The organism is Pseudomonas sp. Ag1 (assembly GCF_000278565.1).
In the GTDB taxonomy this organism is placed as follows: domain Bacteria; phylum Pseudomonadota; class Gammaproteobacteria; order Pseudomonadales; family Pseudomonadaceae; genus Aquipseudomonas.
Genome location: NZ_AKVH01000110.1, coordinates 285,661 through 300,685, shown reverse-complemented (window position 1 = coordinate 300,685; position 15,025 = coordinate 285,661). Strand labels below are relative to the sequence as shown.

Annotated in this window: 11 protein-coding genes; 8 read left to right on the top strand and 3 right to left on the bottom strand. The window is 61.9% G+C overall.

What is annotated here, in order from left to right:
- Positions 1-232 precede the first annotated feature (232 nt).
- The 4 genes from A462_RS04780 to A462_RS04795 all read left to right on the top strand — a co-directional run bounded on the left by A462_RS04780 (position 233) and on the right by A462_RS04795 (position 7,576).
- The gene (locus A462_RS04780; RefSeq protein ID WP_008438591.1) at positions 233-1,144 is read left to right on the top strand and encodes an SDR family oxidoreductase; all 912 of its coding nucleotides are present in this window, start codon (positions 233-235) and stop codon (positions 1,142-1,144) included.
- A gap of 485 nt (positions 1,145-1,629) precedes the next feature.
- Complete coding sequence (locus A462_RS04785; protein WP_023659149.1) at positions 1,630-3,420, top strand: DUF1302 domain-containing protein; 1,791 nt, start codon at positions 1,630-1,632, stop codon at positions 3,418-3,420.
- Between the two features lie 26 nt (positions 3,421-3,446).
- A complete protein-coding gene (locus A462_RS04790) occupies positions 3,447-4,814 on the top strand; it encodes a DUF1329 domain-containing protein (protein ID WP_003212808.1) in 1,368 nt (455 codons plus the stop codon).
- Between the two features lie 272 nt (positions 4,815-5,086).
- A complete protein-coding gene (locus A462_RS04795; protein WP_032899786.1) occupies positions 5,087-7,576 on the top strand; it encodes a LuxR C-terminal-related transcriptional regulator in 2,490 nt (829 codons plus the stop codon).
- A 155-nt stretch (positions 7,577-7,731) separates the two neighbouring features.
- Here A462_RS04795 and A462_RS04800 read toward each other — a convergent pair whose 3' ends face one another.
- Positions 7,732-8,520 carry an IclR family transcriptional regulator gene (locus A462_RS04800; protein ID WP_008438587.1) on the bottom strand — a complete coding sequence of 263 codons (789 nt, stop codon included), beginning with the start codon at positions 8,518-8,520 and terminating at the stop codon, positions 7,732-7,734.
- Between the two features lie 119 nt (positions 8,521-8,639).
- Here A462_RS04800 and hmgA point away from each other — a divergent pair, with 119 nt between their 5' ends.
- The 4 genes from hmgA to A462_RS04820 all read left to right on the top strand — a co-directional run bounded on the left by hmgA (position 8,640) and on the right by A462_RS04820 (position 13,297).
- Positions 8,640-9,923, top strand: coding sequence for a homogentisate 1,2-dioxygenase (hmgA, locus tag A462_RS04805; protein WP_008438586.1), 1,284 nt, complete (start codon positions 8,640-8,642; stop codon positions 9,921-9,923).
- A 3-nt stretch (positions 9,924-9,926) separates the two neighbouring features.
- Positions 9,927-11,213, top strand: coding sequence for a fumarylacetoacetase (gene fahA / locus A462_RS04810; RefSeq protein ID WP_008438582.1), 1,287 nt, complete (start codon positions 9,927-9,929; stop codon positions 11,211-11,213).
- Between the two features lie 12 nt (positions 11,214-11,225).
- On the top strand, positions 11,226-11,861 hold the full coding sequence (maiA, locus tag A462_RS04815) for a maleylacetoacetate isomerase (protein ID WP_008438576.1): 636 nt from the start codon (positions 11,226-11,228) through the stop codon (positions 11,859-11,861).
- A gap of 68 nt (positions 11,862-11,929) precedes the next feature.
- The gene (locus A462_RS04820) at positions 11,930-13,297 is read left to right on the top strand and encodes an MFS transporter (protein WP_008438575.1); all 1,368 of its coding nucleotides are present in this window, start codon (positions 11,930-11,932) and stop codon (positions 13,295-13,297) included.
- Here the strand turns inward: A462_RS04820 and A462_RS04825 are convergent.
- Positions 13,268-14,092, bottom strand: coding sequence for a class I SAM-dependent methyltransferase (locus A462_RS04825; protein WP_008438574.1), 825 nt, complete (start codon positions 14,090-14,092; stop codon positions 13,268-13,270). The two genes, A462_RS04820 and A462_RS04825, sit on opposite strands and share 30 nt — an antisense overlap.
- A 42-nt stretch (positions 14,093-14,134) precedes the next feature.
- Entirely contained in the window at positions 14,135-14,938 is an 804-nt protein-coding gene (locus tag A462_RS04830; protein WP_003212796.1) for a SirB1 family protein, read from the bottom strand.
- Positions 14,939-15,025 lie beyond the last annotated feature (87 nt).

Sequence of the window (15,025 nt, the reverse complement as noted above, 5' to 3'; positions counted from 1 at the left end):
GTGGTGGGGCAAGAGCGTTTTGCTTACTTTTGCGCTCTTCAAAAGTGAGCCGCTGTAAGAGCGGAACCATAAGCCGCCGTTACCTAAATAACGGATATGTCCCCCATCTAACCCACACCAATCATCCCCCAGCCTTATCGCGCACCATTCACCCCCAACCGTATTTATTGTGACCACAAGCCCCGTGCCTGACACTCAACCCATCCACCCCTAACCACCCCTGGAGTCCCCAATGAGTGAGCCTGTGCAGTTCCAAGACAAGGTCGTGATCGTCACCGGTGCCGGCGGCGGACTAGGCCGCGCCCACGCACTCCTGTTCGCCAGACACGGCGCCAAAGTGCTGGTCAACGATCTTGGCGGCTCAACCCAGGGCGAAGGCGCCAACGCCTCGGCGGCCGACCGCGTCGTAGCCGAAATCCGCGAAGCCGGCGGCATCGCCGAGGCCAACCACGACTCCGTCACCGACGGTGACAAGATCGTCCAGAACGCCCTCGACGCCTTCGGCCGCATCGACGTCGTGGTCAACAACGCCGGGATCCTGCGGGACAAAACCTTCCACAAAATGGAAGACAGCGACTGGGACCTGGTCTACCGCGTACACGTCGAAGGCGCCTACAAAGTCACCCGCGCCGCCTGGCCCCACCTGCGTGAACAAGCCTACGGCCGGGTGATCTTCACCGCCTCCACCTCCGGTATCTACGGCAACTTCGGCCAGTCCAACTACGGCATGGCCAAGCTCGGCCTGTACGGCCTGACCCGCACCCTGGCGCTGGAAGGCCGCAAGAACAACATCCTGGTCAACGCCATCGCCCCCACCGGCGGTACACGCATGACCGAAGGCCTGATCCCGCCGCAAGTCTTCGAACGCCTCAAGCCGGAATTGATCAGCCCGCTGGTGGTGTACCTGGGCAGCGAGGCGTGTCAGGAAACCTCCGGGCTGTTTGAGGTGGGCGGCGGCTGGATCGGCAAGACCCGCTGGGAGCGCAGCCTGGGGGTTGGGTTTGATCCTGAAGCCGGGTTCTCCCCGGATGATGTCGCCGCCCACTGGCAGCAAATCTGTGACTTCGACGGGGCCGCTCACCCCAAGGACAACATCGAGGCCTTGAAGGAGATGATGGCCAACCTGCAGAAGTACAGCCTGTGATCATTACGTGAAAAAGTTTTAATCAAGCGGGGCGCCATGGCGCCCCGCTTTATTTCAGGCATAAAAAAAGCCGCTGCAAAGGCAGCGGCTGAAGTAAGACGTTTGATCAAGGAGCAATAAATCAACGTCAGTGAACACCGGTAACAGATTGAAAATATTGATCAATCCATAAAAAACTGGCTGTTCCTCCAGGTTCTGGAAGCGGGCGGTTTGCCCTGAAAGCCAGGCAAGAATAGGCTTTTGTTACAAAATGAAAAATAGCGATTCGAGACAAGGACTGTTACCAAACCCGCAACAGTGGCAATAACACCTCATCCATCCCCCTGATAATCCTTCATCCATCTCGTCCATGGCCTCTCCAAGACCCCGGCCAGAGCGCCCTCTCATCCTTTCGAGCGACAACACGAATACCTCCTTGGTGCGCTTATCGCTCCTGATCGCGGGCAGTAGGGTGGGGCCTTCTGTCACACCACCGGGGAAGACGCATGACAAAAACAACAATGCGCGCCATCTTCAGGCCACAGGCGCTGGCCGCTGCGGTTGCTTTGGGTTGCTGTGCCCAGGCGCAGGCTGTTTCGTTCAACATCGGCGAGATCGAAGGGCAATTCGATTCCTCGCTGTCGGTCGGTGCCAGCTGGGGCATGCGCGATGCCGACAAGAAGCTGGTGGGCATTCCCAACGGCGGAACGGGCCAGGCTTCCACCGGCGATGATGGTCGCCTGAACTTCAAGAAGGGCGAGACCTTCTCCAAGATCTTCAAGGGCATCCACGACCTGGAACTCAAGTACGGCGACAGCGGCGTGTTCGTGCGCGGCAAGTACTGGTACGACTTCGAACTGCAGGACGAAGACCGCGAATTCAAGCAGATCAGCAATAACCACCGCGACGAAGGCGCACGCTCTTCCGGCTACGAATTACTCGACGCGTTTGTCTATCACAACTATTCCATCGGCGATTTGCCGGGCAACGTGCGCGTCGGCAAGCAGGTGGTCAGTTGGGGGGAAAGTACGTTCATCGGCAACTCCATCAACAGCATCAACCCCATCGACGTTTCCGCGTTTCGCCGCCCTGGCGCCGAGATCAAGGAAGGCCTGATTCCGGTCAACATGGTGTTCGCCTCCCAAAGCCTCACCAACCAGTTGAGCGTGGAAGGTTTCTACCAGTTGAACTGGGAAAACACGGTGGTGGACAACTGCGGCACCTTCTTCGGTAACGACGTGGTGGCCCATGGCTGCAACGGCAACTACACCGTCGGCAGCCCGGCGATTGCACCATTGCAACCGGTAGCGGCGGCGTTTGGCCAGGGCTTCCAGGTTACGAAAGAAGGCGTAGTGGTGCAGCGTGCAAAAGACCGCGAGGCGCGCGATGGCGGCCAGTTCGGCATGGCGTTGCGCTGGCTGGGAGATGACACCGAGTACGGCCTGTACTTCATGAACTATCACAGCCGCACGCCCACCGTCGGTACCATCACCGCCAACACCAACCTGGCAACCATTGGCGCTATTGCCAACGCGGCCAACGGGATCGCACCGGGTACCGGCGCCGGCCTGGCGCAAAGCACGATGCTCGGTCGCGGCCAGTATTACCTCGACTACCCGGAAAACATTCGCCTGTTCGGTGCCAGCTTCTCGACCACCTTGCCCACCGGCACCGCCTGGACCGGCGAAATCAGCTATCGCCCGAATGCTCCCGTACAACTCAACACCACCGACCTGACGCTGGCCCTGGTCAACCCGATTGCCGGCAACGCCGCTTCACCGATCAGCAGTTCCTTCGGTGCCGACAACGCCGGCTACCGCCGCAAGGAAATCACCCAGATCCAGAGCACCATGACCCAATTCTTCGACCAGGTACTGGGCGCCGAACGCCTGACCCTGGTGGGCGAGGCGGCCTTTGTGCACGTCGGCGGGCTGGAGGCGAAATCCAAGCTGCGTTATGGCCGTGACTCGGTCTACGGCCAGTACGGGTTCGGCGGCGACACCGATGGGTTTGTCACGGCCAACTCCTGGGGTTATCGCGCCCGGGCCATCCTCGATTACAACAACGTATTCGCCGGGGTCAACCTCAAGCCCAACGTGTCGTGGTCCCAGGACGTCAGCGGCTACGGCCCCAACGGCCTGTTCAACGAAGGCGCCAAGGCCATCAGCGTCGGCGTGGATGCGGACTACCGCAACACCTACACCGCGAGCCTGAGCTACACCGACTTTTTTGGCGGTGACTACAACACCCTCACCGACCGCGACTTCATCGCCCTCAGCTTTGGCGTGAACTTCTGATTTGGCTTAAGTAAGGACAAGAGACTATGCGCAAGATGATTCTGCAATGCGGGGTGTTGGCCCTGAGCCTGTTGGCCGCCAACGTGATGGCCGCAGTGTCGCCGGAAGAAGCGGCCAAGCTCGGCACTACCCTGACCCCGGTGGGCGCCGAGAAGGCCGGTAACGCCGATGGTTCGATCCCGGCATGGACCGGTGGTATCCCGAAAAACGCCGGGGCGGTGGACAGCAAGGGTTTCCTCGCTGACCCGTTCGCCAATGAAAAGCCGCTGTTCGTGATCACCGCCGCTACGGTCGACAAGTACAAGGACAAACTGTCCGAAGGCCAGGTGGCGATGTTCAAGCGCTACCCGCAAACCTACAAGATCCCCGTGTACCCGACCCACCGCACGGTCAACCTGCCGCCGGAGATCTACGAGTCGATCAAGCGCAGCGCGCTCAACGTACACGCGATTAACGACGGCAATGGCCTGGAAAATTTCACCGGCAACCGCTACTACGCCTTCCCGATTCCGAAAAATGGCGTCGAAGTGCTGTGGAACCACATCACCCGTTACCACGGCGGCAACCTGCGCCGCATCATCACCCAGGCCACGCCGCAGACCAACGGCAGCTACACGCCGATCCGTTTCGAGGAAGAAGTGGCCGTGCCGCAACTGATCCCGGACATGGACCCGGTCAAGGGCGCCAACGTACTGACCTTCTTCAAACAATCGGTGACCGCCCCGGCGCGCCTGGCCGGCAACGTACTGTTGGTGCATGAGACGCTCGACCAAGTGAAGGAACCGCGCCTGGCCTGGGTCTACAACGCCGGCCAGCGCCGGGTACGCCGTGCGCCGCAAGTGGCCTACGACGGGCCGGGCACTGCGGCCGACGGCCTGCGCACCTCGGATAACTTCGACATGTTCTCCGGCGCTCCCGACCGCTACGACTGGAAGCTGGTGGGCAAGAAGGAGATGTACATTCCCTACAACAGCTACAAGCTCGATTCGCCGACCCTCAAGTACGATGACATCATCAAGGCCGGCCACATCAACCAGGACCTGACCCGCTACGAGCTGCACCGGGTCTGGGAAGTGATCGGCACGGTCAAGCCGAGCGAGCGGCACATCTACGCCAAGCGCCACATGTACATCGACGAAGACAGCTGGCAGGTGGCGCTGGTGGACCACTACGACGGCCGCGGCCAGCTGTGGCGTGTTGCTGAAGGTCACGCGCAGTTCTACTACGACCACCAGGTGCCGGCCTACACCGTCGAAACCCTGTACGACATCATCGCCGGGCGCTACATCGCCCTGGGCATGAAGAACGAAGAGAAGAGCAGCTTTGTGTTCGGCTTTGCGGCCAAGGCGGCCGACTACACGCCGGCAGCATTGCGCTCGGAAGGCGTGCGCTAAAACCTGATTGAAGTGCGATCAAACTGTGGGAGCGGGCTTGCTCGCGAAAGCGGTCTGTCAGTTAAAGCATCAGTGACTGATACACCGCCTTCGCGAGCAAGCCCGCTCCCACATTTACTGTGTTCCACCTTTAGAACGAGTGCCGGGTGGCCTTTTGGCTCCCGGCTTTTTTATGCCCGCCAATCAGCCTGCTGAATACTCCTCAACAACCGCCAGCCACAGGACTAGGGTAGGGCGCACGCCGCCTAATAATAAAAAACAGGGACGCAGTAATGACCGCCATGACCCGTTGTCTGGATCGTCCTGGATTCATGCCACGCTTGTCTCCCCATCATCTGTTGCGCCCGCGCCTGGCCGTGCCGCTGCTCAACGCCACCGCGCGGGTGAAGTTGCTCTGCGCCCCGGCCGGCAGTGGCAAGAGTGCATTGCTCGCCGAGTGCGCGTTGCAGGCGCCTTCGCAGTGCCAGGTGTACTGGTTGCCGCTGAATGGCGTGGCCTCGGATTTGTGTCAGCGCCTGGCGCAAAGCCTTGGCCTCGACTTTGTTGATGAGCCCACGTTGCTGCTGGCCCTGAACCGCTGGCAAGCGCCGGCCTGGTTGTTTCTCGATGACTTCTGCCGCGTGCCGGCGCCTGAACTGGATGGGTTGCTTGACCGCATTCTGGCGGCCAGCAGCCCGGCCTTGACCTGGTGGATCGGCGCGCGGCGGCGGCCGGCCTGCAACTGGCCCCGGCTGTTGCTTGATGATGAGCTGTGGGAATGCAGCGCTGCCGAGTTGGCGTTTGACCCCAGCGAAATCCAGCACTTGGCCGGGCCCAGCGCCGACAAGGTATTGCAGTTCAGCGCCGGCTGGTGCGCCGGAGTGCGTATCGGATTGCTTGAAGGCGACGGGCACCCGGACAAAACCTTGCTCGACTACCTGCAACACGAACTGTTCACGGGCCTGGCGCCGGAATTGGCTGAGGCCTGGCGCGTGCTCGCGCACCTGCCACGCTTCAACCCGAGCTTGTGTGACCACCTGTTCGGCTTTGGTGACGGTGGCGACTACCTGCGAGACTTGCAGACGCTGGGCGCCTTTATCGAGCCCTGGGAAGAGTCCACCGACTGGCTGCAAGTCTTCCCGCCACTGGCCCAACTGATGCGCGCCGAACCCTGGCCAGCCAGGCGCTCCTGGCACCGGCGCGCGTGCCAATGGTTTACCGCCGCCGAGGACTGGCAAGCAGCGTTTGAGCAAGCGTTGCAGGCCGAAGAGTACGAAGTGGCTGTGAGCCTGTTGCAGCACTTCAGTTTTGAAGACCTGTTCCGCCAGCAAAACGCGGTGCTGTTGTTGCGCCTGCATGAGCAGCATGGTGATGAATTGATGCTGGGCTCGGCGCAACTGGTGGGCTTGGTAACGGCGGCGTTGCTGTTTGCCGGGCGTTTCGACCAGGCGGCGTTGTGCATTGACCAACTGGCGCGTTTCACTCCGCAACCGACCGCGCACCTGCAGCGTTATCTGCTGGCCCGCTGGCAGGCGCAATGGGGTTGGCTGTTGCATCTGGGCGGCGAAGCCGCACGGGCCCGGGAACATTTTCTCGAAGCCCTGCAAGACTTGCCCGAGAGCGCCTGGACGTCGCGCCTGATGTGCCTGTCGGGCCTGACCCAGCAAGCCTTGCTGCGTGGTGAGCTGGACGTGGCCCAGGCGCTGAACCGCGAGGCGTTGTGCCTGGCGCGCTCCCACGGCTCACTGCTGTTGGAGGCATTGTTGGAGCTCGATCATGCGCAGTTGCTGGAGCAGCGCGGCGCGCCGTATCGGGCCCAAAGCCTGCTGGAGAATGTGCAGCGCATGCTGGTGCAACAGCGGCTTAAAGCCGGGCCGTTGATGGGACGGATTTGCTTGCGACGTGGGCACCTGGCGCTGCGCCAGGGCCACGACGCCGTGGCCGCCGAATGCTTCGAATCCGGCCTGGGCATGTGCCTGCACAGCCAGGACAAACGCGTGCTCTACGGCTACCTGGGACTGGCGCTATTGGCCGCCAACAAGGGCGATTACGCCCAGGCGTTTATCCAGTTGCGCGACGCTGAACGCCTGATGCAGCAACGCCAGGTGCCCGACACCGTCTATCGCGCCGTATTGCTGTTGCTCAGCGGGCATTTCTGGCTGCAACAGGGTCGCGCCGAACTGACCCTGGAGGCGGTGACCCGGGTGCTGCGGCACTACCGTGGCCCCAAGGCGAAACAAGCACCGCCGGCCACCCTGGAGTTGATCCCCAGGCTTGAATATTTGCAGGTGCTGGCCGAAGTGAAATTGCATCGCGCCGAAGAGCCTGTCGCCCGCCTGAGTGCGTTACTGGAGGCCGCCCGTCAGCGGGGCATGCTGTGCCTGGAAGCGGAGTTGCACTTGGTGCTGGGGGAAGTGGCCTGGCAAGTCGGCGATCGCCCGTTGGCCGTGCGCTCGCTGGAAGCCGGATTGGAACTGGCGGGGCGTTGCCAGGTACAGCAGGCGATTCGCGAGCTGCGCCTCAGGCAACCGGGGTTGTTGAGTACATTGGGGCTGGAACCGCAGGAATGCCCGGCGGCGGCGGGGGAAAATCCCCTGAGCCAGCGCGAACTTGAGGTGCTGCAACTGATTGCCCAGGGCAATTCCAATCTGGAAATTGCCAGCCAATTGTTTATCTCGCTGCACACGGTAAAAACCCATGCGCGGAGGATTCACAGCAAATTGGGGGTGGAGCGGCGCACCCAGGCAGTGGCCAAGGCCAAGACGCTGGGCTTGATGGCTTGAAGCCATGCACTATTCGTCAAACAATGACGATCAAATGTGGGAGCGGGCTTGCTCGCGAATGCGGTGTATCAGTCACTGATGCTTTAACTGACAGACTGCATTCGCGAGCAAGCCCGCTCCCACATTTTGTTCTGTTGGGTGCCTGATACTGAGCGTTACGGCTGATAACCCATGCGCCAACTCACCGCCTGGGTCGCCGCCAGCAAACGCTTCGCCGCCGGGCCGTCTTCATCGGCATGGAACAGCGACGTCGGCCCCACCACGGTCAACACCGCCGCCACTTGCCCGACCGCGTTGAACACCGGCGCCGACAACGCGTCCACACCCGGCATCAGCAAACCATGCACAAAGTGCAAGCCGCGCTGGCGGATCTGCTCACAGGTGGTCGCGTATTCCTGGTCATCCGCCAACGCATGGGCGACGCCCGCCTGAATCTCCCGCTCGCGCAACTCCACGGTTTCCCGCGACGGCAGGAACGCACTGAACACCAGCCCGGTGGACGAACTGAGCAACGGCAACACCGAGCCCAATTGCGTGACCACCGTCACCGCGCGCACCGCCGGCTCGATATGCACCACCGTCGCGCCCTGGTTACCCCAGACGGCCAGGAAGCAGGTTTCATTCAACTCATCCCGCAGTTCCGCCAGGGGCAGGGCGGCGACTTTCAGCACGTCCATGCTGCCCAGCGCGGCCAGCCCCACGCGCAAGGCTTCGCGGCCCAGGCCGTAATGGTTGGTGGCGGTGTTCTGTTCGGCAAAACCCGAGGCAATCAGCGCCTGCAAATAGCGGTGGACCTTGCTCGCCGGCATTTGCACGTGCTCGGCCAGGCGCGACAACGAGGTGGCCGGCGACAGTTCAGCCAGGGCCTTGAGGATGTCGGTGCCCACTTCAGCCGAGCGGACTTTCTGTTTACCGGTGTCGCGGGGGGCGGGCGGCTTTTCCATGGAAGGCATGAATCCGAAAGACGAATGGGCGTCTTTATAGCTTGACGGTCAACAGGTATCAAATTACGTTATGCGTAACTGGATTACGATAAAAACAACTTCCGCTCAGAGGACGATCCATGACCCTCGAATACCAATCGGGTTTTGGCAATGAATTTGCCACTGAAGCCTTGCCCGGTGCATTGCCCGTCGGCCAGAACGCCCCGCAGAAAGCGCCCTACGGGCTGTACACCGAACTCTTTTCCGGCACCGCCTTCACCATGGCCCGCAGCGAAGCCCGGCGCACCTGGTTGTACCGCATCCAGCCGTCGGCCAATCACCCGGCGTTCGTCAAGCTGGAACGGCAATTGGCCGGTGGACCGCTGGGCGCTGTGACGCCCAACCGCCTGCGCTGGAACCCGCTGGATATTCCGGGTGAGCCGACAGATTTCGTCGATGGCCTTGTAGGCATGGTCGCCAATTCCGGATCGGAAAAACCCTCGGGCATCAGCATCTACAACTACCGCGCCAACCGTTCGATGGACCGCGTGTTCTTCAACGCGGACGGCGAACTGTTGATCGTTCCCGAACAGGGCCGCCTGCGCATTGCGACCGAACTGGGTGTGCTGGAAGTCGAGCCACTGGAAATCGTCGTGCTGCCCCGCGGCCTGAAATTCCGCGTCGAACTGCTGGATGCCCAGGCCCGCGGTTACGTCGCCGAGAACCATGGCGCGCCACTGCGCCTGCCGGACCTTGGTCCTATCGGCAGCAACGGCCTGGCCAACCCACGGGATTTCCTCACGCCCGTCGCCCATTACGAAGACCTCAAGCAACCGACCACGCTGGTGCAGAAATTCCTCGGTGAACTGTGGGGCTGCCAGCTCGACCATTCGCCGCTGAACGTGGTGGCGTGGCACGGCAACAACGTGCCGTACAAATACGACCTGCGTCGTTTCAACACCATCGGCACCGTGAGCTTCGATCACCCGGACCCGTCGATCTTCACCGTATTGACCTCGCCCACCAGCGTGCACGGCCTGGCCAACCTCGACTTCGTGATCTTCCCGCCCCGCTGGATGGTCGCCGAAAACACCTTCCGGCCACCGTGGTTCCACCGCAACCTGATGAACGAATACATGGGCCTGATCCAGGGTGCCTACGACGCCAAGGCCGAAGGCTTCGTGCCCGGCGGCGCGTCGTTGCACAGCTGCATGAGCGCCCACGGCCCGGATGGCGAGACTTGCACCAAAGCCATCAACGCGACGCTTGAGCCCCACAAGATTGATAACACCATGGCGTTCATGTTCGAGACCAGCCAAGTGCTGCGTCCTACACAGTTCGCGCTGGAATGCCCGCAACTGCAACCTTCCTACGACGCTTGCTGGGCCTCGCTCCCTGCAACCTTCAACCCGAATCGGAGATAACCCATGACTCAGCCTAATCTCACCCGCAGTTGGGTGGCTTCCGCCAACGGTCACCGGGATTTCCCGCTGCAAAACCTGCCATTGGGTGTGTTCAGCGTTGACGGCGCTACGCCGCGCAGTGGCGTGGCGATTGGCGACCATGTTTTCGATCTGCAGGCCGCGTTGGAGTTTTTTGACGGCGAAGCCCGCCGTGCCGTTGAAGCCACCGCTGGCGGCCAACTGAACGCGTTTTTCGAGCTGGGTCGCGGCTCGCGTGTGGCCCTGCGTGAACGCCTGCTGGAGCTGCTGGCGGAAGGCAGCGACCTACAAGGCAAACTGCAATCAGCGCTGCACCCGGCTGCCGATTGCCAGATGCACCTGCCGGCCAAAATCAATGATTACACCGACTTCTACGTCGGCATCGAGCACGCACAAAACGTCGGCAAACTGTTCCGTCCCGATAACCCGCTGCTGCCCAACTACAAATATGTGCCGATCGGTTATCACGGCCGTGCGTCGACCATTCGCCCATCGGGCACCGACGTGCGCCGCCCTAAAGGCCAGACGCTGCCAGCCGGTCAAACCGAGCCGACCTTCGGCCCCTGCGCACGCCTGGACTACGAGCTGGAGCTGGGCATCTGGATCGGCCAGGGCAATGCCATGGGCGACTCGATTGCCATCGGCGACGCGGCTGATCACATCGCCGGTTTCTGCCTGCTCAACGACTGGTCGGCGCGGGATATCCAGGCTTGGGAATACCAGCCGCTGGGCCCGTTCCTGTCGAAGAGTTTCATCACCAGTATTTCGCCATGGGTGGTGACGGCTGAAGCCCTGGAACCGTTCCGCAAGGCACAACCGGCGCGCCCTGAAGGCGACCCGCAACCACTGCCATACTTGCTGGACAAGCGCGACCAGGCTGCCGGTGGTTTTGATATCGAACTGGAAGTGCTGCTGACCACCGCCTCGATGCGTGAGCAGAACCTGCCGGCCCATCGCTTGACCCTGAGCAACACCCAACATATGTACTGGACCGTCGCGCAGATGGTTGCGCACCACAGCGTCAACGGCTGCCAGTTGCAGGCGGGTGACCTGTTCGGTTCGGGCACCTTGTCGGGGCCGGAAGCCGGGCAATTCGGCAGCCTGCTGGAAATCACCGAGGGCGGTAAAAAGCCGATCGAACTGGCCTCCGGCGAGGTGCGGAAATTCCTCGAAGACGGCGACGAAATCATCCTGCGTGCCCGCTGTACCCGCGACGGTTTTGCCTCCATCGGCTTCGGCGAATGCCGGGGTACCGTGGTCGCGGCGCGCTGAGAGGGCAGGGCCATGGAACTCTATACCTACTACCGCTCCACTTCGTCCTACCGGGTGCGGATCGCGCTGGCCCTCAAGGGCCTGGACTTCACCGCCGTGCCGGTCAACCTGCTGGTGCCCAAGGGCGGCGCCAACCATCAGCCGGAGTACCTGGCGATCAACCCGCAAGGTCGCGTGCCGGCCTTGCGCACCGATGAGGGTGATGTGTTGATTCAGTCGCCGGCAATCATCGAGTACCTGGAGGAACGTTATCCACAGGTGCCGTTGCTCTCCACGGATCTGGCAACCCGCGCCCATGAGCGCGCGGTGGCGTCGATCATCGGTTGCGACATCCACCCGCTGCACAACTCCAGTACCCAGAATCTGCTCAAGCAATGGGGGCACGATGAAGCGCAGGTGCTGGAGTGGATCGGGCACTGGATCAGCCAGGGCCTGGCGGCGGTTGAGCAGTTGATTGGTGATCAGGGTTATTGCTTTGGCGAGCAGCCGGGGATGGCGGATACGTTCTTGATTCCACAGTTGTATGCGGCCGAGCGGTTCAAGGTGTCGCTGGCGGCATACCCGCGCATTCAGCGGGTGGCGGGGTTGGCGGCGCAGCATCCGGCGTTCATGGCGGCTCATCCCGCCAACCAACCGGATACCCCATAAATCTCCAGGCTCCCACATGTGATCTTCAGCGTGTCCAAAATATATAAAAACAATACAGGTCCCTTGCGATGCACAATCAGATTGCCAGCTTTCGTGCGGCACTCGACGCCCGTCCGGTGTCGCGCTATCAGTGGTTGATTCTCCTGTTGCTGGCACTGTTGCTGGTCACCGACGGCTACGACGCCCAAGTCCTGGGCTACGTAGTACCGGCGCTGGCCAAGGACTGGAGCCTGGAAAAAGCCGCGTTCGGCCCGGTGTTCAGCGCCAACTTGCTGGGGCTGACGCTGGGCTCCCTGGCCGTCACGCCGCTGGCGGATCGCTTCGGGGTGCGGCGCATCCTGCTGTGCTGTGTGTTGATCTACGCCAGCCTCACGGTGCTGATGGTGTTCGCCAACTCTCTCAATACCTTGATGGCCGCCCGCTTTATCTGCGGCATCGGCATGGGCGGTGCAATGCCCAGCGCCATGGCCCTCATGTCGGAATACTCACCACCCCGCCTGCGAACATTGATGGTGACGCTCGCCGCCTGTGGCTTTTCTTTCGGTGGTGCGGCCGGAGGTTTTGTCGCGGCCGGGTTTATCGACAGTTTCGGCTGGCAGGCGGTGTTCCTCGCCGGTGGTGTGACGCCATTGCTGTTGTTTCCGTTTCTTGCCTGGATGTTGCCCGAATCCCTGCCACGCCTGCTGCGTGATGCACCGCCGTATGCGCGCCTGCAAAAAGTCACCGCGCGAATGCTGCCAGGCTGGCAACCGCCGCCAGCGAGCGAGGCAGAAAACCGCCAGGAGCAAGGCAGCAAACTGACGGTGGTGGAGCTGTTCCGCCATGGTTATGCGCGCCCGACATTACTGCTGTGGGCGACGTTTTTTGTCAGCCTGATCCTGCTGTATTTCATGATCAGCTGGCTGCCTTCGCTGTTGCTGGAAAGCGGCCTGGGCCTGAATGAGGCCAACCTGGTGACCTCGATGTTCCTGTTCGCCGGGACCTTGGGCGCCATCGGCATGGCCTGGTTTGCCGACCGGCTCAAAAGCAAAGTGCGCCTACTGTCCGGCGTGCTGGCAGCGGCTGCGGTGTGCACCATCCTGCTGGGGCTGAATCACGACAATCCGCGCTATCTGGTGGCCTGCGTGTTTGCGGCGGGCTTCTGCATCATCGGCGGTCAACTGACCCTGAACGCGTTCGCCAGTAACTTCTACCCGGCTCACGTACGGGCGACCGGTACTGGCTGGGCGTTGGGCGTCGGGCGGTTCGGGTCGATCCTGGGGCCGTTGTTCGGCAGCCTGTTGCTGGCGATGCACATTCCGGTGCAGCAGATTTTCTTCTTCTGCGCGATTCCGGCGGTGATTGCGGCGTTGTTGATTATCCAAGTGCGCTCGCCCAAGGGCGCAGCACCACAAGGCCCTGATGCGTTATTGGCGCCGGGCGCTGATAACGCGTAATCCCCAGCCGGTGGACACGCTGCCATCACTCTGCTGAAGGTGAGCGATGGCGGCCAGGAAGCGTTCTTTCAGGCGGGCCTTGGCAGGGATTGTCAGCCGGTCGATATCGTAGGTTTCTTTCAATGACGTCCACAGTGCGGCTGGCTGAGGCTGCCAGTGGACGTCGATGTCTTCGAAGCGGATGTCAGTGAAATGATCTGCCAGCAAGGTTCGCCAGCCGTCTTCGGTGCGCGTGCGCGGGTCGCCCATTGGCAAGTGGGGCAGTTGGTCTTGCTTGGCGATTGGACGAAACGCGTCCAGAAACGCGTCGCCGACAGGGCCGAGTAGAAACGTCCTGCCGATCAGCACCGCCAACGTGCCGCCGCTGCGCAATACCCGCTGTACCTCTTGCAGTACCTGTTCAAGATCATCCATCAGCATGATTGCCATGTGCGACAGCAGCACGTCGACGCTGCCCGTGGCCATACTCAATGCCTGGGCGCGTTCCTTGAGCAGCGTTACATCAGATGGGAGACGCAAGCGGGCGGCGTCCAGCTCCGCCTGGCTCATGTCGACACCGGTCAGTTGCAAGCCGGGTTGCTGGCGGGCAGCCAGCAATTTGAGCAGATAACCATCGCCGCAGGCCAGGTCCAGCACGTTCATCGGGCTTTGTGCGGTGGGCACGTGCGCAGTCAAGGCAGCATAGGATGAGCTGTATTTCACCGCCGGCAGTTCGGCGAATGCCGCGCTGGTGGTGCCGGGCTGGCGCTGGTGAAAATCTTCGAGGTAACGTTCGGCGGGGGAGCGCAGGGGCATGACAACCTCATCCATGGGGCGGTACAGCTTACGCCAAGCGGGTCAATGCACCACAGAGTTCGGCGGCAAATGGCCCAGCCGTTCGGTCAGGCGTAGACGCTGGATCGGGTCTTCGCTGAGCATCAACGCGTGTTCCAGGTCAAAACGCTCGGCGTTCGGGCAATCCAGGCGCTGATACAAACTGGCCCGGGCCAGGTAATCGGCGGCGCTGGCATTGCCCAGCTCCAGCACGCGTTCGGCGTCCACCAGAGCGGCCAGGTGGTCGTCGTTGGACAGGTGCAACTGGCGCAGATTACGCGACAGCCGTTGCAGGATCGATCGCGGCTCGGCGGTGTGCAGGTGGTCGGCCTGCAACTTGAGATTGGGCCCGTACTGGCGGGTCAGCAGGTCGCGGCAATCGTTGGGGTACAGGCGTCGGCCGCCGCAGGGGTCGAGCAGGTGATCGGCGCCCGGCACGCGCAACAGGAAGTGCCCCGGGAAGTTGACGCCGACCAAGGGGATGTCCAGGCGCCGCGCCAGCTCCAGGGCAATCAGCCCCAATGCCAGTGGCTGGCCGCGTTTACGCTTCAACACCTTGTCCAGCAGCGCGGCGGCGGGGCGCAGCGGGGTGTGGTCATCCTGGGCGAACCCCAGGTCGTTCATGCGCCGCAGCAACGGTTGTCCGAGTTCATCCGCCGGCAGCATCGGCATGCTGAGGCTGACCAATTGCTGCAATACCTTGAAGTCCTGCAGGATGGCCAAGGGGTCCACCGCCGGGTCGTGCTCGGCCGCCATCCACAGCGCGGCTTCAAACAGCGCGGGCGGTGACCGTTCCAGGCAGGCAAAAAAGGCGTCGCGGGGCTTCATTGGGTTCTCCGGCGGATGTCTCGTTTTAGCCTTGCTGTGAACTTTCGTCCAGTGCCTTAAGACAGGTCCTACCTGTTTATGTCGCAA

Bases quoted from the DNA above. Each gene is read 5' to 3' on its own strand.
- maiA (WP_008438576.1), top strand. From the start codon at position 11,226: ATGGAACTCTATACCTACTACCGCTCCACTTCGTCCTACCGGGTGCGG.
- A462_RS04820 (WP_008438575.1), top strand. From the start codon at position 11,930: ATGCACAATCAGATTGCCAGCTTTCGTGCGGCACTCGACGCCCGTCCG.
- hmgA (WP_008438586.1), top strand. From the start codon at position 8,640: ATGACCCTCGAATACCAATCGGGTTTTGGCAATGAATTTGCCACTGAA.
- A462_RS04795 (WP_032899786.1), top strand. From the start codon at position 5,087: ATGACCGCCATGACCCGTTGTCTGGATCGTCCTGGATTCATGCCACGC.
- fahA (WP_008438582.1), top strand. From the start codon at position 9,927: ATGACTCAGCCTAATCTCACCCGCAGTTGGGTGGCTTCCGCCAACGGT.
- A462_RS04830 (WP_003212796.1), bottom strand. From the start codon at position 14,938: ATGAAGCCCCGCGACGCCTTTTTTGCCTGCCTGGAACGGTCACCGCCC.
- A462_RS04800 (WP_008438587.1), bottom strand. From the start codon at position 8,520: ATGGAAAAGCCGCCCGCCCCCCGCGACACCGGTAAACAGAAAGTCCGC.
- A462_RS04780 (WP_008438591.1), top strand. From the start codon at position 233: ATGAGTGAGCCTGTGCAGTTCCAAGACAAGGTCGTGATCGTCACCGGT.
- A462_RS04825 (WP_008438574.1), bottom strand. From the start codon at position 14,092: ATGCCCCTGCGCTCCCCCGCCGAACGTTACCTCGAAGATTTTCACCAG.
- A462_RS04790 (WP_003212808.1), top strand. From the start codon at position 3,447: ATGCGCAAGATGATTCTGCAATGCGGGGTGTTGGCCCTGAGCCTGTTG.
- A462_RS04785 (WP_023659149.1), top strand. From the start codon at position 1,630: ATGACAAAAACAACAATGCGCGCCATCTTCAGGCCACAGGCGCTGGCC.